This window comes from Pseudomonas sp. NPDC089734, from assembly GCF_044748865.1.
Taxonomy (GTDB): domain Bacteria; phylum Pseudomonadota; class Gammaproteobacteria; order Pseudomonadales; family Pseudomonadaceae; genus Aquipseudomonas.
In genome coordinates this window covers 53051-70769 of sequence record NZ_JBIVGV010000018.1, presented here as the reverse complement: position 1 = coordinate 70769, position 17719 = coordinate 53051, and the positions used below count along the sequence as shown (strand labels likewise).

The following is a 17719-nucleotide window of genomic DNA, read 5'->3' as shown; positions in this document are numbered from 1 at the left end:
GTATTGGAAATAATTGCTGTTGCGTAATACACCCCGGATGTGGGCAAACACCCGTGTCGAGAGCTTTCTCTGGAAAAGCAGAATGCATGCCAGACCCGGGCTCAGAAGCGGTTCTGAGACAGGAAAGCCTTGGGTGTGTCATGCGATCGGCCGCCGCCTGTGATTCAATAGGCATCGTTTCGGTTTTTCTCTTTGCTCAAGGATCTTCATTTTGGCCGCTGGAAGCTTGCTGACCCTGCTCGATGACATTGCAACCCTGCTCGATGATGTGGCACTGGCCACGAAAAAGACGGCGGGTGTGCTGGGAGATGACCTGGCCCTCAACGCCCAGCAGGTCACAGGGGTAACGGCTGACCGCGAGTTGCCGGTGGTATGGGCGGTGGCCAAGGGCTCATTGCTCAACAAGGCGATACTGGTGCCCGCTGCGCTGCTCATCAGCGCCTTTGCACCCTGGGCCATTCTGCCCTTGCTGATGATCGGTGGCGCCTACCTGTGTTTCGAGGGCGCCGAGAAGCTGGCCCACAAATGGTTGCACCCCGAAGGCGGTCACGAACATGAAGAGCGCAGGCAGGCGATAAGCGACGCTTCGACAGACATGGTGGCGTTCGAGAAGGAGCGGGTCAAAGGCGCCATCCGCACAGATTTCATCCTTTCGGCGGAAATCATCGTGCTGGCATTGGGCGTGGTGTCGAGCCGGCCGTTTCTGGATCAGGTGGGCGTGCTGGTGATCGTCGCCGTGCTCATTACCGTCGGCGTCTATGGCCTGGTGGCGGGTATCGTGAAACTCGATGACCTGGGCCTGCATTTGAAGAAAAGCGCCGGTTCGGCATCGCAGAAACTGGGCAATGGCCTGCTCTGGCTGGCTCCGGTGCTGATGCGTGTGCTGTCGATTCTCGGCACGGCGGCCATGTTCATGGTCGGCGGTGGCATCCTGACCCACGGCCTGCCTTTCGCTCATCACTGGATCGAAAGCGTGACCGCACAGGCGGCGAATGTCTCCGGTGTTCTGGCGGTCATCATCCCGACGCTGCTCGATGCCGTCGCGGGCATCGTTGCCGGTGCGGCACTGGTGGTGCTGGTGACACTGGCAGGCAAGGTCTGGAAAGCCGCCAAAGCCTGATTCGGGTTCCTGACCAGTGCCACCACTGCGTTCAGCAGTATCCGTGATGAGCCGACGGTGCCGAAATCCAGTCCGCCTTTTTCATGACCCAGAACGCCAGTGTGATCTGCGAAAGTTTGTTCATGACTGAAGCTCAAGGTGTTGGGGGAGAGGAGCAGGTGACGGTTGAAGTGCCGGACGGCCATAAAAGGCCAGTGCGGTCAGTAGCATCGAAAACCAGACCAGAATGCCGGACCAGAATGTGTGGGACATGAAGTGCCAGCCTTGCAGCACTCGGGTGGTCCCATACACCATGCCCAGCAACAGCACCCAGCCCAGCAACTTGCGGGCATGTCGCCAGCGGTAGCGCAGGGCGACGAAGTACAGTGCCAACAGGGTAAAACCGCTGGAAGCATGCCCACCGGGCCAGCAGCGTCCTTTACCGGCTTCATGCAGCAGGTTGAAGTTCTCGAACCATTCTTTCTTTTCCTGAAAACCGCCATACAGGGTCGTTTCAACAGGGCAGTAGATGCCAGTGTGGCTTTTGAAGTAATGGACCATGCCCGTGGTGATCGCGAAAGCAAACACCACAAAGAGGAAGTCCCGCCGATGGCGTGTCAGAAACTCAAGTGCTCCGGCAATACGGAGTTTTTCCATCCGGGCAATCAGGCGCGGATGTTTGTCAGCCTTGAACCGCGGCCATACAAATGAAAGCAAGGCACCTGCCATGGCCAGCTCACCGGTCCAGTCCGGGATGATGCGTGGCCAGCGGTGAGTCAGATTTTCAAACAGTCGGTCGTGTTGAAACGGAAAGGTCTGAGTCAGAGGGTCATACAGCAGATTGCTGAGGGCGATATCCAGCTCGTTGAGATCGAATACGACAAAGGTAAAAACAGCCAGCAATAAGGGAATGCCGACATTCATTGAATAAAACCGGTTTCTTTGAGTGTTCACGCGGTCAGGTTTCCTGGTGACTTATGGTTGTTGCGGTATGACGGCTTTCCAGTCCTGGGCATCGAGAAAGCCCAGTATCCGGGGGCTGTGATTGTCTTTATTGACGGCCACAAACAAGGCACTTCCATAGTCGGGGACGGTGCGTGCCGAAACTTTCAGGGACTTTTCCAGTTCGTTGAAACACTCGCTGTGAGTGATCAGGACCATGTTTCTTTGGGCGACCTTGTGTTGCTCTATATCGTCCAGCAGGGAGTGGCGACAGTTGGCGAGCCAGTCCTGATCAAGGCTGGCGTCATTGAAGGCAAAATGCGCGGTCTGGGCGGTGCGCATCAGGGGGCTGTTGAAAATGTCGGTCTTGTCCAGGCCCAGTGCTCTGAAAGCGTTACCCAGTTGCAGGGCCATGCCCTGGCCTTTGCGGGTGATGCCATCGGACGGCCCGAGGCAGGGGTTGGTCGAGTGGTCGCAACGTTCGGCGTGACGTACCAGAACCACCAGATCACCCTCGGCCCAGTGGGCAAGGATATTGGCCTTGCGCAGGTTATGGCTCTGGGAAAGGTCGAGCGGGCCAGACGGTGCCAGCAGGCAGGTGCCCAGCCAGAAAGGCGCCAACAACAATGGCAGTAACAGGAGCACGCGAGGGGCGCGGACAATACTTCTGTAGCCCGCATGGCTGGTAACAGCCATTTGAGTGTTCGATAGGGGATTCAAAGCCGGGTCGCCTTCGCAAGGAAAGGGGAGAACTGGACCGCAGCTTAGGGAGTGACACGTTAATGGCTTGTCAGTGCCATGTGAAAAAACAATTGGGGAGGATTGGCCTGGCAGTGGTGAGGGGCAACGTTGTTGCCTGCCTCACCGAATGCTGTTCTTGAATCAGAAGAACACTTTGACCAGCAGGCTGGCGGTGTTCTGATCGGTATCGAAGGACGAAGTGTCCTTGATGCCGTACTTGTTGCTCCAGTAGTCGTATTCGATACCGACGTACAGTTGCTTCTCGGGGAAATTCAGCGCCTTGCCCAGGTCGTATTTGATCTGTGGGTTGATGTGCATGTTGGCGTGGTAGGTGCCGCGTGCATTCCGGTCGTTGTCCACGACCCAGTCGATGAAACCGTCGATCACGACATCGGATTTGCCCACTGGAATGGTGTAGGACCATACCGGCGTGATCTGCCAGACGCCATCACCGGCGCGATTGCCTTCGGTCTGACGCTGATAGAAGTTGAGCTGGAAGTAGTCGAAGCCCGGGATGTTCAGGTCAAAGCCCGGACCGATCAGGTAAGACTCGTTATCGCCTTCGCCGAACTCATAGGTGGCTGCCAGCAGGACGTCCGAGATAGGGCCGAACTCGAACTTCTGACCGAAGATCTTGCCCATCGACAGGCGTGGCGAGAACTCACCGTAATAGGTATTCGGGCCGTTGCTCGCGTCTTTCTTGCCGTTGTAGAAAATCTTGTCGACGAAGAAGAAGTTGTCGCCGTATTTCCAGCCATCAGCGTGTTCAAAGGTGAACGTCTGTTGGATTTCCGGGTTGACCGTGAAGTCGCGTCCATTGAGGTAGGTCAGGCTGTTGGTCTGCCATTGAAACAGGCCGTCGGCCATGGCCGAGCCTGCGGTCAACAGACTACCGGCCAGCAACAGGCTGGAAAAAGTACGGTTCATGCGGTGCTCCCTTGAGTATCGATAGTGGTGGTTGAGGTTGGCGTTCTATGGGTGACGCCTTTACTCGGTCTGTAATAAATTGTCTGCTCGGTCAGCTTTGTGTTTGTTAGCAAGAGCTGAGCCAATCTGCGAAAAAAGCGTTATCAATCCTTGAAAGGGTACAGATAGACCGATTCAGGGGGCTTTTTCGGGGAATTGGAACTCTTGACTGATGAGTCAGCTAACTGACCGGTTGGTCAATTCTGTTTCAGAGGGAAAAATGCCCTCTCTTATCCGCGGCGGCGGAGGATACTGGCTGTTGCCGGTGGGCTCAAGTGCTCCAGGACGGGGCGAGGGAGGCGAAAGTGGGGCGGTTTTGCGTTCGCGGATGAATCCGTTCCCACCCGGTCCAGGTAGGAGCGAATTCATTCGCGAAAAAAGGTCAGTGAATACTCGCCCCCTGATCAATCCATGCACCCACCATGTCCCGCTCCTGCTGGGTCATCTGGGTGATGTTGCCCAGCGGCATGATCGGCGCGGTAATGGCCTGGGCCTTGATGCGCGGGGCCAGTTGCTGGATCTGCTCGGCCGTGTCGAACATCACCCCGGCAGGCGCTGCGCTGAACAGCGTGCTGGTGGGCGTGGCCGAATGGCAAACGGTGCAGCGTTGCCTGATCACCTCATGGACCTTGCCGAACTCGATCCCGGCCACTTTTTCAGGTTCTGCCGGGGCAAGTGCGGCCACCGGTTCCGGGCGTTTTTCATCGGCCCTGTAACCACCTACCGCGGTGCCTGGCAGTGGCTGGTATTCGATGGCTTTGGCGGGGGCCGGTGGCAGGGACGGCCCGGTGACATAAGCCAGGCACAACATGCCCAGCGCCGCGACCGGCAGGGTCCAGGCGAAGCGGTGACTGTCATGCCGGGTGTTGAAGTAATGACGCACCAGCACCGCCAGCAGGGCGATGCCCGCCAGAATCAGCCAGTTGTATTCGCTGCCGTAGGTGCTGGGGAAATGGTTGCTGATCATGATGAACAGCACGGGCAGGGTGAAGTAGTTGTTGTGTCGTGAGCGCAGCAGCCCCTTGGCGGGCAGGGCCGGGTCCGGGGTGCGGTTCTCGGCGATGGCGGCGACCAGCGCGCGCTGGGCGGGCATGATGATGCGGAACACGTTGCCGACCATGATGGTGCCCATGATGGCCCCTACATGCAGATACGCCCCGCGGCCGCTGAACACCTTGCTGAAACCATAGGCTGCCGCCACCAGCAGCACGAACAGAATGACGCCCAGCAACACAGGTCGCTTGCCCAGTGCCGAGTCGCACAGAAAGCTGTACACGAACCAGCCGACGAACAGTGAGCCCAGGCCGATATGCACGCCTTCGGCACCCGACAGGCTGCTGCCCGGTGCCAGCAGATAAAGGACCGGATTGGCGTAGAACACCACACACAGCAGGGCGACCCCCGACAGCCAGGTGGAATAGGCTTCCCATTTGAACCAGTGCAGGTTCTCGGGCATGGTCGGTGGCGCGAGCTTGTATTTTTCCAGGTGGTAGATGCCGCCACCGTGAATGGCCCACAAATCTCCCGACAGGCCTTCACGCGGGTTGGAGCGGTTGAGGTTGTTTTCCAGCCAGACGAAGTAGAACGACGCGCCGATCCACGCCACGCCCACAATCATGTGAATCCAGCGTATGCCCAGATTCAGCCATTCCATCAGATGTGCCTGCACGATTTTTTCCTTCTGCCTGTCACCACTTGGCGGGTGTTCAGGCCCTTCCTGATGTATTGGGATCGAGAACCATCAACTGGCTCTCTTCGAAATAATGCTCATCGCAGTTGTTGCCGGTTCCACTGCGATCAACCACCAGGAAGTCATCCCGCTTTTCGATCGTCAGCACCGGGTGGTGCCAGACGCCGCGATGGTAATTGATACCCTGCCTGCCGTTGGACACGAAGGCGCGGGTCAGCTCTGGTTCAGGTGCATCGCCAAGTGGCGCGACCACGATCAGAAAAGGGTTGCCGAGCAGCGGTATGAACGCCTGACTGCCCAGCGGATGGCGCTCCAGCATGGCAATGGTCAACGGCATCTGCAGCGCTTCGGCGCGGAAGATGCTGATGATCGCCTTGTCGTCCGGCGAAGCGGTTTCCACCTCCGCCAGGCGATGAAAGCGCTGTGTCGAGCCGTTGTTGATCATGAAGTGAGCACTGCCATCGGTTTCGATCACATCACCGAACGGGGCAAAGGCTTCTTTGGTCAACGGCTCGATAATCAGTTTGCGCATGCTGGGTTCTCAAAATTCTTGCAGGAGCGAAAGGGGCTGGCCGCTTCGCGAATGAATTCGCTCCTACGTGATGATGTGGCTGTGTGGGAGCGGATTTATCCGCGAAGAGGCCAGCACATCAATGTGTTTATCGGGCGATCTTGCCCAGCACCCGCAACCGGCTCACGCCACCATCCGGGAACACGTTCAGGCGGATGTGGGTGATCGGGCCGATGGCCTTGATCTGCTCGGCGAACTCGTGCTCGGCGTGCATGCTCAGTTTCTGGCTGGGCAGCAGTTCGCGCCAGAACAGGCTCTGGGTTTCGATCTGGCCGTCGGTGCCGCCTTTGACGAACGCGCCCTGGATCGAGCAACTGTCCGGGTAGTTACCCTTGAAGTGCAGGGTATCGACGATGACCTTTTCCACTTCACCCGGATGCCCCAGTGCCACGATCACCCAGTCATTGCCCGGTGTACGGCGGCGTGCGGTTTCCCAGCCGTCGCCCATGTTCACGCCACGGCCCGGGTTGAGGATGTTGCTCATGCTGCCGTAATGCTCGTCGGAGCAGGCGATCGAGCGGCCACCGTTGAGGGCGGCAGCCAGGTCGATCTGCTCGCTGTCGCTGACGGCGGACCAGTCGCGGAAAGGAATGCCATGCACGCGCAGGCGCGCCACGCCGCCATCGGGGTAGATATTGAAACGCAGGTGGCTGAACGCCTGATCGTTGCTGATTGCGTGGTAGTGATGGCTGTTGCCTTGCAGCTCGACCGAAGGCAGCACCTCGACCCACTGGGTGTTTTCATCCGGGTCGCCCGAAGCCAGGAAGCAGGCTTCCAGCGAAGCGGAAGGCGGGAAGTTGCCGGTGAAGAACGAGGTGTCGATGTCCACGCCTTTGATCGTGCCCGCCACGCCCAGGCGGATCACCGCGCTGTCATAGCCCTCGAAACGCTTGCGCCGCGACTCCCAGCCGTCCATCCACTTGCCGTTGTCGTCGAACACGCCTTCCTTCCACACCGCAGGCGTGGGCTGGAACAGGCGGTTGGCGTCGGCGAACCAGTCATCGGTGACGGAAAGGATTTTGGTCCCCAGACGGGCGTCGGCCAGGTTGACGAACTTCTCGAAGGGTGCGGCGTAAACTTTCATTCTTTTTGTCTGCCTTTCTCAATGGGCGTTGAAGGGTTACAAGGGTTGCAGGCGAAACAGGGCAATCTTGTTGATCTCGGCCAGCGCGCAGGCAAACTCGGTTTCTGCCGAGTGATGGATGCGCTGCTCGAAGGCCGCCAGGATCTTGTGCCGGTCGCTTCCCTTGACCGCCATGATGAACGGGAACCCGAACCTGGCCTTGTAGGCCTGGTTCAGTTCGGTAAAACGCTGAAACTCTTCAGGTGTGCATTGCTGGATACCGGCACCGGCCTGTTCGCGGGTGCTGGCCTCGGTCAGCTCACCCGCAACGGCGGCCTTGCCGGCCAGATCCGGGTGGGCGTTGATCAGTGCCAGTTGCCGGTCATGATCGGCGCCGAGCAGGATCTCGCTCATCCGCGCATGCAGCTTTTCGATCTGATCCAGTTCGGGAGTCAGGCCCAGGTCGTACGCCTTTTCCGCGACCCAGGGCGAGTGCTCGTAGATATCGGCAAAGGCCGCAATGAACGCATCACGGCTCAGGGTCGAAGGTGTCAGCGTCTGGAAATGACTCATTTCGTGGCCTTGGCGGTGAAAGGGTGTTGAGCATGCCAGTGGCGGGCGATGTCGACCCGGCGGGTGAACCACACCTGCTCATGACCCTTGACGTACTCGATGAAACGCTTGAGCGCCGCGAGGCGGGCAGGGCGACCGATCAGGCGGCAATGCAGGCCGATGGAAAGCATCTTCGGTGCTTCGGCCCCTTCGGCGTACAGCACGTCGAAGGCGTCCTTGAGGTACTGGAAAAACTGCTCGCCGTTGTTGAAACCCTGCACCTGGGTGAAGCGCATGTCGTTGGTGTCCAGGGTGTAGGGAATCACCAGATGCGGCTTGCCTGTCGGGGTGTTCGGTTCCCAGTAGGGCAGGTCGTCATCGTAGGTGTCGCAGTCATAGAGAAAGCCGCCTTCTTCCATCACCAGGCGCCGGGTATTGGGGCCGGTGCGGCCGGTGTACCAGCCCAGCGGGCGTTCGCCGGTGATGTCGGTCAGGATGCGGATCGCCTGGAGCATGTGTTCGCGCTCCTGGGCTTCGTCCATGTTCTGGTAATCGATCCAGCGATAGCCGTGGCTGCAGATTTCATGGCCATCGGCGACCATGGCGCGGATCACGTCCGGGTGACGCTGGGCGGCCATGGCCACGGCAAAGATCGTCAGCGGGATATCGAATTGCTTGAACAGCTTGAGAATGCGCCACACCCCGGCACGGCTGCCGTATTCATACAGCGACTCCATGCTCATGTTGCGCTGGCCTTGCAGTGGCTGCGCCGCGACCATCTCGGACAGGAAGGCTTCGGACTCCTTGTCGCCATGCAGAATGTTGCGCTCGCCGCCTTCCTCGTAATTGAGCACGAAGGAGAGGGCGATGCGTGCATTGCCGGGCCAATGAGGATGGGGTGGATGGCTGCCGTAACCGATCAGGTCGCGTGGATAGTCAGCGCTCACTGCAAGCTTCCTTTATGTGCGTGGATGCACGGATTGTATACAAAATAATATTCGACTTGTAACCCGTATTATTTTGCTCTTCGGTCCGAATGGCTATGCAATAAACTTGCCTGACCGGTCAGCTTAAAATGAAAAACCTCAATACTTTCCTTTGCTTCAGTGTTTTCGGTGCTGCGGCGCTGCCCAGGTATTTCGGGATTCAGGTTTGCCGGTTTTATTGTGTACAAGTTTTTTGAAAAGTGTCTTAATCAGTCTCGGTTCAACAGTGTCGGGCACCTTGATGGTGCATCATGCCCGGCAACCCCCTGTCACTCAACGAGGCGCTGATACCCATGGGACGCTTGACCACGCATGTGCTGGACTCGGCGCACGGCTGCCCCGGCAGCGGCATCCATATTGAACTCTACCGGGTGGAAGGCGAACGTCTGGAGCGAGTGGCCACGGCCGTGACCAACAGCGACGGTCGCTGCGATACGCCCTTGTTGCAGGGCGAAGCGTACCGCTCCGGTGTCTACCAGTTGCAGTTTCAGGCGGGCGATTACTACCGGGCGCGTGGCCTTGTCCTGCCTGAGCCGGCCTTTCTCGACGTGGTGGTGCTGCGTTTCGGGATTGATGCCGGTCAGGAGCATTATCACGTGCCGTTGTTAATCTCGCCTTACAGTTACTCCAGCTACCGGGGCAGTTGAAGGCTGCCCGCTGACACGGCGGGCTTTTTCTGCGCGCCCTTGTGCCGGGGCTCTGTGTACAATGCGCCCGTTCCCACGCCGTAAACCACTTGCGCACGAGTGCCCATGAACGAACAGTCCCTGCCCCTCAAGAAACAGCCACGTACGGCCAAGTCAGCCCGAAGCGCGACTCAGGACGATATCGTCTACGCGCACATTTTCGAGGCGATTCTTGAACAGCGTCTGGCGCCAGGCACCCGGCTGAGTGAAGAGGCGCTGGGCGAGATCTTTGGCGTGAGTCGCACCATCATTCGTCGCGCCCTGTCGCGGCTGGCCCATGAAGGTGTCGTGCTGTTGCGGCCCAACCGCGGCGCGGTGGTCGCCAGCCCCAGTGTCGAAGAGGCCCGTCAGGTGTTCTTCGCCCGGCGCATGGTGGAAAAGGCCATCACCGAACTGGCGGTCGAGCATGCGACGGCCGAGCAACTGGCCGAGCTGCGCCAGATGGTCAGCGACGAGCGTGACAGCTTTGCCAGAGGGGATCGCGGGGCCGGGATTCGTCTGTCGGGCGAGTTCCACCTGCAACTGGCGGTTGCCGCGAAGAACGCTCCGCTGATCAGCTTTCAGCGCAGCCTGGTTTCCCAGACCTCATTGATCATTGCCCAGTACGAGAGCGGCAACCGCACCCATTGCTCCTACGACGAGCACAACCAGTTGATCGATGCCATCGAGGCCCGCGATGCCGCGTTGGCGGTAGAGCTGATGATGCATCACATGGATCACATCGACAGCAAGCTCAACCTCGATGACGACGGTGCGTCCGATGACCTGCATGCGGTGTTTTCCCACGTGATGCTGGGCAAGAAGAAACCGGGCAAATAAGGTTTCGCGGATAAATCCGTAGGAGCGGATTTATCCGCGAAGAGTCCCTCAATCATCGCGCTCATGCACCAGCTGCCCGGCTGACCAGGTCTGCCGCACCGTGCGGTCATCCCCCAGCGTCATCAGCACGAACAGAATCTCCGCAATGTCCTTGGCCTGTTTCAGTCGATACGACAGCAATGGCGTGGCGTTGTAATCCAGCACCACGAAGTCGGCTTCGTTACCGGGTTTCAGGCTGCCGATCCGGTCGTCCAGACGCAGCGCCCGTGCGCCGCCCAGAGTGGCCAGATACAGCGACTTGAACGGGCTGAGGCGGGCGCCCTGCATCTGCATGACCTTGTAGGCCTCGTTCAGTGTTTGCAGGATCGAAAAGCTGGTGCCGCCGCCCACGTCGGTGCCCAGCCCGACATTGATTCCATGCCTTTCCGCTTTAGGCAGGTCGAACAGGCCGCTGCCCAGAAACAGGTTGGACGTGGGGCAGAAGGCGATGGCCGATCCGGTTTCCGCCAGCCGTGCGCACTGCTCGTCGCACAGGTGTACGCCATGGGCGAACACCGAGCGTTCGCCCAGCAGCTTGAAGTGGTCGTACACGTCCAGATAGTTTTTCCGCTCCGGAAACAGCGCCTTGACCCATTCGATTTCCTGCAGGTTTTCGCTGATGTGCGTCTGCATGTAGAGGTCGGGGTATTCGCCCAGCAGCTTGCCCGCCAGTGTCAGTTGCTCCGGCGTGCTGGTGGGGGCGAAACGCGGGGTCACGGCGTAGCTCAGACGGCCCTTGCCGTGCCAGCGTTCGATCAAGTCCTTGCTGTCGTCGTAGCTGGACTGCGCGGTATCCACCAGATAGTCCGGGGCGTTGCGGTCCATCATCACCTTGCCGGCGATCATGCGCAGGTTCTGTTTCAGGGCTGCGCTGAAAAAGGCTTCGACCGACGTTTTGTGGACGCTGCCAAAGACCAGCGCAGTGGTGGTGCCATTGCGCAACAGCTCCTTGATGAAGATGCCGGCCACCTCAGTGGCATGTGCCGGGTCGGCGAACTGGCTTTCACACGGGAAGGTGTAGGTGTTGAGCCAGTCCAGCAATTGCTCGCCATACGCGCCGATCATGCCGGTCTGCGGCAGGTGGATATGGGTGTCGATAAAGCCGGGGGTCATCAGCGCATCCCGGTATTCGGTCAGTTGCACATCGCTGTCGAGTGTCGGCAGCAGATCGTCGGCATGGCCGACGGCAACGATCCGCTCATCCTCGACCACCAGCAGGCCATCGGCGAAATATTCATGGGAGGCCTCGATGCCGACCTCGGCCGGGTCGGCAAGGCTGTGGACGATGCTGGCGCGATAGGCTTTTCTGATGCGGGAAGCTGAAGTCATGGGCATCTCATTGGGGCTGGCTGCGGCGCGAAGCGGGCAGCAGTCTGGCGACGGGTTCGGCGTTCTGGTCGTGTTGACCAAAGTTGGCGTTGTAGGTGGCGATCACTTCGGCGGCAATGGAAATGGCAATTTCCGCAGGCAGCTTGCCTTTGACTTCCGCCAGGCCCATCGGGCAGCGCATGCGTTGCAGCAAGGCCTTGTCAAAGCCGCGTTCCAGCAGGCGATGCTCGAACTTGACGCGCTTGGTTCTGGAGCCGATCAGCCCGAAATAAGCGAAGTCACCACGCTTGAGAATGGTGGCTGTCAGTTCCAGGTCCAGTTGATGGTTGTGGGTCATGACAATGCAGTAGCTGCCTTTGGGCAATTGTGCGACTTCATCGACAGGCTCGTCGTTGACGATCTTCAGCACGCCTTCGGGCAGGTGCTCGGGGAATTCCTGTTCTCGGGAGTCGATCCAGCGCACCCGGCAGGGCAGGCTGGCCAGCAGCGGCACCAGCGCCCGGCCGACATGACCGGCACCGAAGACCGCAATCTGCGCCTGCGGCTGGCCCATGGGCTCGAACAACAGCACATTCACTCCGCCGCAGCACTGGCCAAGGCTGGCCCCGAGGTTGAAGCGCTCCAGGCGCGTCTGCTGGCTGCCACTGGCCAGCATCTCGCGAGCGATTTCCATGGCCTTGTATTCCAGATGCCCACCGCCGATGGTGTCGTGGATACGCTGTGCCGTGACCACCATTTTGGAGCCGGCATTGCGTGGCGTGGAGCCCAGTTCCTCGATGATGGTGACCAGGATGCCCGGCTCACCTTGGGCCTGTAGCTCGGCCAGAGCGCTGATCCAGTTGTTCATGGTTGCCATGTCCGTAGGAGCGAATTCATTCGCGAAAGGGCGGGTACAGCCAGCCACGATGCGGTGCCTGAAATATTGTCTTCGCGAATGAATTCGCTCCTACGGGGTGTTCGGTCATGCACCTGTAGGAGCGAATTCATTCGCGAAAAGGCGGGTGCAGCCAGCCACGATGCGGTGTCTGGAATATTGTCTTCGCGGATGAATCCGCTCCTACGGGGTGTTCGGCCATGCACCTGTAGGAGCGAATTCATTCGCGAAAGGGCCGGTACAGCCAGCCACGATGCGGTGTCTGAAATATTGTCTTCGCGGATAAATCCGCTCCTACGGGATGTTCGGCCATGCACCTGTAGGAGCGAATTCATTCGCGAAAAGGCGGGTACAGCCATCGATGATGCGGTGCCTGGAATAATGTCTTCGCGGATGAATCCGCTCCTACGGGGTGTTCGGTCATGCACCTGTAGGAGCGAATTCATTCGCGAAAAGGCCGGTACAGCCAGCCACGATGCGGTGCCTGGAATATTGTCTTCGCGGATGAATCCGCTCCTACGGGGTGTTCGGCCATGCACCTGTAGGAGCGAATTCATTCGCGAAAAGGCCGGTACAGCCATCGATGATGCGGTGCCTGGAATATTGTCTTCGCGGATGAATCCGCTCCTACAGGGAGTGTTCATTGGCCTGCCTCATCTGCTCACACCCCCACAACACCCGCTCCGGCGTGGCGGGCGCATCGATCTTCGGTTGCAGGCGGTAATCCCCCAGGCTCGCCACGGCATCCTTGATCGCGCACCAGGCGGCAATCCCCAGCATGAAGGGTGGTTCGCCCACGGCCTTGGAATGGAACACGGTGTCTTCCGGGTTCTTGCGGTTTTCCACCAGCGTCACCCGCAGATCCAGCGGCATGTCTGCCACCGCCGGAATCTTGTAGGACGCTGGCCCGCTGGTCATCAGCTTACCCTTGTCATTCCACACCAGCTCTTCGGTGGTCAGCCAGCCTGCGCCCTGGATATAACCGCCTTCCACCTGCCCAATATCGATGGCCGGATTCAGCGACGCGCCCACGTCATGCAGGATATCGGTGCGCAGCATCTTGTATTCGCCGGTCAGGGTGTCGACGATCACCTCGACACAGGCAGCGCCAAAGGCGAAATAGTAGAAGGGCCGTCCGCGAGCCTGGCTGCGGTCGTAGAAAATCTTCGGGGTCTTGTAATAACCCGTGCTGGACAGCGATACCTGGCCCATCCATGCCTGTTGCGCCAGTTCCGCGAAGGTCAGCACCTGTTCGCCAACGCGCACATGGCCATTGCGAAACAGCACCTGCGACGCTTCGACCTGATAATGCCGCGCCGCAAACTCGATCAGCCGTTGCTTGAGCGTTTCCGCCGCATTCTGCGCGGCCTTGCCATTGAGGTCGGTGCCGCTGGAGGCCGCCGTGGGCGAGGTATTCGGCACCTTGTCGGTGTTGGTCGCGGTGATCTGGATACGCTCGATATCGACCTGAAACACCTCGGCCACCACCTGTGCGACCTTGACGTTCAGGCCCTGGCCCATCTCAGTGCCGCCGTGGTTCAGGTGGATGCTGCCGTCGGTGTAGATATGAATCAGCGCACCGGCCTGATTGAGGAAGCTGGCGGTAAAGGAAATCCCGAACTTGACCGGCGTCAGCGCCAGGCCTTTCTTGAGGATCGGGCTTTGGGCATTGAAGGCCCGAATCGCCTCGCGCCGTTCCGCGTACTGGCTGCTGTGCTCCAGATCGGCTGTCATTTCTTCCAGCAGGTTGTGCTCGACGGTCTGGTAGTAATGAGTGACGTTGCGCTCAGTCTTGCCGTAGTAGTTGGCCTTGCGCACCGTTAGCGGGTCCTTGCCCAGATAACGGGCGATGCAGTCCATCACTTCCTCGATGGCCACCATGCCCTGCGGGCCGCCGAAGCCGCGATAAGCCGTGTTGGAAGCGGTGTTGGTCTTGCAGCGATGGCCGTTGATGGTGGCATCGCCCAGGTAATAGGCATTGTCGGCGTGGAACATCGCCCGATCGACGATCGAAGCCGACAGGTCCGGCGAATAGCCACAGTTGCCTGCCAGTTCCAACTGAATGCCCTGCAGACGCCCGTCGTCATCGAACCCCACGTCGTACTCGATGTAGAACGGATGGCGCTTGCCGGTCATGGCCATGTCTTCGACCCGTGGCAGGCGCATCTTGGTCGGCTGGCCAGTCAGGTGCGCAATCACTGCGCACAGGCAGGCGGGGCTGGCGGCCTGGGTTTCCTTGCCGCCGAAGCCGCCGCCCATGCGTCGCATATCGACCACGATCCGGTTCATCGAAACGCCCAGCACTTCGGCCACCAGCTTCTGGATTTCGGTGGGGTTCTGGGTCGAGCAATAAACGATCATGCCGCCATCTTCGGTGGGCATCACCGACGAGATCTGGGTTTCCAGATAAAAGTGTTCCTGCCCGCCGATGTGCAGATGGCCTTGCAAGCGATGGGGCGCTTTTTGCAGCGCACTGGCCGAATCGCCGCGCTGATGGGTGTGGCTGTCCACCACGAAGTGCTTCTGGCGCAAGGCCTGGACCACATCCAGTACCGGCTCCAGATCCTCGTATTCGATAACGGCGGCCATGGCGGCCTTGCGTGCCGTTTCCAGGTCCCGGGCGGCCACGGCCAGCACCGGCTGACCGACGAATTCCACCTTGTCGATGGCCAGCAGCGGGTCGCCCGGCAGCAGCGGGCCGATATCCTTCAGGCCGGGAATGTCTTCGTGAGTGATGACGATGCGCACCCCGTCGAAGGCGTGACAGGGGCTCGTATCGACACTGATGATCCGGGCATGGGCGCGATCCGACAGGCGCGCATACACGTGCAACTGGTTGGGAAACTCCAGGCGGTCATCGATATACACCGCCTCGCCGCTGACATGCTTGTCGGCGCTGTCATGCTTGACGCTTCGGCCTACGCCGGTAGTCAGGTCCTGCTGAAACAGCTCGACCATTTCGGCCTGGGTCTTGTGCGAAGAGTGATTAGACATAGTCAGTCACCCGCGTCGCAATTGTCGGCGTTTGCAGTTCGATGAAGTATTTGCGCAGCAGGTTCTGTGCGCTGAGCAGCCGGTACTCCTTGCTGGCACGGAAATCCGACAGAGGTGTGAAGTCCTCGGCCAGCGCGGCACAGGCCTGTTCGACCGAGGCAGAAGTCCAGGGATGACCGATCAAGGCCCGCTCGCAGGCCGCTGCCCGTTTTGGAATGGCCGCCATGCCGCCGAATGCGATACGCGCCTCCACAATGCTGCCGTTCTCGATCAGCAGGTTAAAGGCGGCGCACACGGCGGAAATGTCGTCATCCAGCCGTTTGGACACCTTATAGGCTCGGAAGGCCCGGTGACCGGTAGCCTTGGGCACAATGATCTTCTCGATGAACTCGCTTTCCTGGCGCGCCGTGACCCGGTAATCGATGAAGTAGTCCTCCAGCGCCAACGTCCGCCGAGTATTGCCCTTGCGCAGAACAAGCTGCGCACCCAGGGCAATCAGCAGGGGCGGGGAGTCGCCGATGGGGGAGGCGTTGCCGATATTGCCGCCCAGCGTGCCCTGATTGCGGATCTGCAACGAGGCGAAGCGTTGCAGCAGCTCACCGAAATCAGGGTATTCGGCCTTGAGGGCCGCATGGCAATCGGTCAGGGAAGCGGCGGCGCCGATCTCCAGCCGATCATCGAAGTGTTCGATACGCTTGAGTTCAGCGATATGGCCGACATGGATCATCACCGGCAAGGGCTTGTGAAACTGAGTGACCTCCAGCGCCAGGTCCGTGCCGCCAGCCAGCAGCCGTGCCTGTGGGTGGGCTTCATAGAGCGTGGCCAGATCCGTCACGGTCAGCGGCACCAGAGAGCGCTTTTCGCCGTCATTCAGCTCGCCGGTTTCCTTGGGGGCAATGGCGCTCAGGCGGGCGATGGTCTGTGCCTGGCGCTGATCGAACTGGTCGGGTTGATGCGAGCTGCACGCCTGCTCGGCAGCGGCCAGGATCGGGCGATAACCGGTGCAGCGACACAGATTGCCGGCCAGCGCTTCGTGGGCCTGATGAGTGTCCGGCTGGCTGCTGTTCTTTTGCAGGGCGAACAGCGACATGACAAAACCGGGCGTGCAGAACCCGCATTGCGAGCCATGGCAGTCGACCATGGCCTTTTGCACGCTGTGCAATTGCCCCTGATGTTTGAGGTCTTCGACGCTGATCAATTGCTTGCCGTGCAGCGAGGCCACGAAGGTCAGGCATGAGTTGAGGCTGCGATAACGAATATGTTCGCGGCCCTGGCCATCGGTTTCCAGTTCGCCGACCACCACGGTACAGGCGCCGCAGTCACCGCTGGCACAGCCTTCCTTGGTGCCCGTCTTGTGGGCGTGCCCGCGCAGGTAGTTGAGCACGGTCAGGTTCGGGTCCAGGGTGTGCTCGGTCTTGAGCTCTTGGTTTAAAAGGAACTGAATCACGGTGCAGCACCCTCAATTTTTTGTAATCGACTGTGTCGATGAATCTATCAGTTTTGACCGTTGGGTCAATTTTTTCCTGACTTTAAGGTCAGAAAATGATGTTTTATTGAGCCATTCGCCTTGACACTGGCCTGTGGGTAGCAAGCCTCCACGAAGATTTGCTTGAATCGTGCCAGTTTCCACTGCCATGGCCCTGCGCCATGCCCGCAGGTTGCGATACACTTCGCCTCTTAATAAATAGACCGGCTTGAAAGGAAAGACATGACGTTCAAGGCATCGGACAGCCTCGCGGAACAAATCGCTCAGCACCTTGCCGAGCGGATTATCCGTGGCGAACTAAAACCTGGAGAGCGAATCCAGGAACAGAAAGTTACGCAGGCGTTGAACGTCAGCCGGGGAAGTGTGCGTGAAGCGCTGCTGATCCTTGAACGCCGCCATCTGGTGGCAATCCTGCCACGCCGCGGGGCGCAGGTGACAACACTGGATGCCCACAGCGTGATCGGCCTGTGCTCGTTGATGGCAGAGCTGTACATTCTGCTTGCCACGGCGGTTGCCGAACGTTGGCAGCGCGAGTCCGACCTGACGCCGTTCATGCAGATCCAGCAACGCCTCAAGGCCAGTCATGACCTTGGTGAGGTGACCGTGTTCGTTGATGAAAGCTTCAATGTCATGCGCGCAGCCTATCCGTTTGCCGACAACCCGTACCTGCAAGAGACGGTCGAGAACCTGCAGCCGTCCATGAGCCGCAGTTACTTTCTTGCCCTGGAACAGCGCAAGGCGGAGCTGGGCGATTACCTGGCCCTGTTCTCTCAACTGCTCGAAGCCGTTGTGGCCCGCGATCTGGTACAGATCCGCGAGGTACTCACTCAATATTGCCAACGCAGCTGCAGGCTGGTGCTGGCCGCGCTGACGGCAGGCTGA

Annotated in this window: 16 protein-coding genes; 4 read left to right on the top strand and 12 right to left on the bottom strand. The window is 59.5% G+C overall.

All coding sequences use genetic code 11. The features are described 5' to 3' along the window. The first annotated feature begins 211 nt into the window (after positions 1–211). Positions 212–1120, top strand: a complete 909-nt coding sequence (locus tag ACIPY9_RS20375; protein WP_400705543.1) for a DUF808 domain-containing protein — start codon at positions 212–214, stop codon at positions 1118–1120. A 120-nt stretch (positions 1121–1240) separates the two neighbouring features. Here the strand turns inward: ACIPY9_RS20375 and ACIPY9_RS20370 are convergent, their stop codons facing one another. The 8 genes from ACIPY9_RS20370 to puuE form a co-directional block, all read right to left on the bottom strand. Beyond that, on the bottom strand, positions 1241–2053 hold the full coding sequence (locus ACIPY9_RS20370; RefSeq protein WP_400705540.1) for a phosphatase PAP2 family protein: 813 nt from the start codon (positions 2051–2053) through the stop codon (positions 1241–1243). 21 nt (positions 2054–2074) lie between these two features. Continuing rightward, positions 2075–2737, bottom strand: coding sequence for a histidine phosphatase family protein (locus ACIPY9_RS20365; RefSeq protein ID WP_400705537.1), 663 nt, complete (start codon positions 2735–2737; stop codon positions 2075–2077). Positions 2738–2923: 186 nt separating this feature from the next. After that, on the bottom strand, positions 2924–3709 hold the full coding sequence (locus tag ACIPY9_RS20360) for an outer membrane protein OmpK (protein WP_400705534.1): 786 nt from the start codon (positions 3707–3709) through the stop codon (positions 2924–2926). A 421-nt stretch (positions 3710–4130) separates the two neighbouring features. Continuing rightward, positions 4131–5417 (bottom strand): urate hydroxylase PuuD, encoded by a 1287-nt coding sequence (locus tag ACIPY9_RS20355; RefSeq protein WP_400705532.1) that lies wholly within the window; start codon positions 5415–5417, stop codon positions 4131–4133. Positions 5418–5454: 37 nt separating this feature from the next. Then, entirely contained in the window at positions 5455–5970 is a 516-nt protein-coding gene (locus ACIPY9_RS20350) for an ureidoglycolate lyase (RefSeq protein WP_400705529.1), read from the bottom strand. A gap of 127 nt (positions 5971–6097) precedes the next feature. Continuing rightward, positions 6098–7093 carry an allantoicase gene (alc, locus tag ACIPY9_RS20345; RefSeq protein ID WP_400705526.1) on the bottom strand — a complete coding sequence of 332 codons (996 nt, stop codon included), beginning with the start codon at positions 7091–7093 and terminating at the stop codon, positions 6098–6100. Between the two features lie 36 nt (positions 7094–7129). Further along, the gene (gene uraD, locus ACIPY9_RS20340) at positions 7130–7645 is read right to left on the bottom strand and encodes a 2-oxo-4-hydroxy-4-carboxy-5-ureidoimidazoline decarboxylase (RefSeq protein ID WP_400705523.1); all 516 of its coding nucleotides are present in this window, start codon (positions 7643–7645) and stop codon (positions 7130–7132) included. After that, positions 7642–8571 (bottom strand): allantoinase PuuE, encoded by a 930-nt coding sequence (gene puuE, locus ACIPY9_RS20335; RefSeq protein ID WP_400705520.1) that lies wholly within the window; start codon positions 8569–8571, stop codon positions 7642–7644. Before puuE ends, uraD begins: the two co-directional genes overlap by 4 nt. A 332-nt stretch (positions 8572–8903) precedes the next feature. Here puuE and uraH point away from each other — a divergent pair, with 332 nt between their 5' ends. Further along, the gene (uraH, locus tag ACIPY9_RS20330; protein ID WP_400705669.1) at positions 8904–9257 is read left to right on the top strand and encodes a hydroxyisourate hydrolase; all 354 of its coding nucleotides are present in this window, start codon (positions 8904–8906) and stop codon (positions 9255–9257) included. Between the two features lie 105 nt (positions 9258–9362). After that, complete coding sequence (locus ACIPY9_RS20325; protein WP_400705517.1) at positions 9363–10115, top strand: GntR family transcriptional regulator; 753 nt, start codon at positions 9363–9365, stop codon at positions 10113–10115. Positions 10116–10163: 48 nt separating this feature from the next. Here ACIPY9_RS20325 and guaD read toward each other — a convergent pair whose 3' ends face one another. The 4 genes from guaD to xdhA form a co-directional block, all read right to left on the bottom strand. Next, positions 10164–11483: a guanine deaminase gene (guaD, locus tag ACIPY9_RS20320; RefSeq protein ID WP_400705514.1), complete on the bottom strand. Its 1320-nt coding sequence runs from the start codon at positions 11481–11483 to the stop codon at positions 10164–10166. 7 nt (positions 11484–11490) lie between these two features. Next, positions 11491–12330, bottom strand: a complete 840-nt coding sequence (gene xdhC / locus ACIPY9_RS20315) for a xanthine dehydrogenase accessory protein XdhC (protein WP_400705511.1) — start codon at positions 12328–12330, stop codon at positions 11491–11493. Between the two features lie 654 nt (positions 12331–12984). Beyond that, on the bottom strand, positions 12985–15351 hold the full coding sequence (xdhB, locus tag ACIPY9_RS20310) for a xanthine dehydrogenase molybdopterin binding subunit (RefSeq protein WP_400705508.1): 2367 nt from the start codon (positions 15349–15351) through the stop codon (positions 12985–12987). Continuing rightward, positions 15344–16798, bottom strand: coding sequence for a xanthine dehydrogenase small subunit (gene xdhA / locus ACIPY9_RS20305; protein ID WP_400705505.1), 1455 nt, complete (start codon positions 16796–16798; stop codon positions 15344–15346). The genes xdhB and xdhA overlap by 8 nt, the downstream gene beginning before the upstream one ends. Positions 16799–17059: 261 nt before the next feature. Between xdhA and ACIPY9_RS20300 the strand changes: the two genes are divergently transcribed. Further along, positions 17060–17719: a GntR family transcriptional regulator gene (locus tag ACIPY9_RS20300; protein ID WP_400705502.1), complete on the top strand. Its 660-nt coding sequence runs from the start codon at positions 17060–17062 to the stop codon at positions 17717–17719.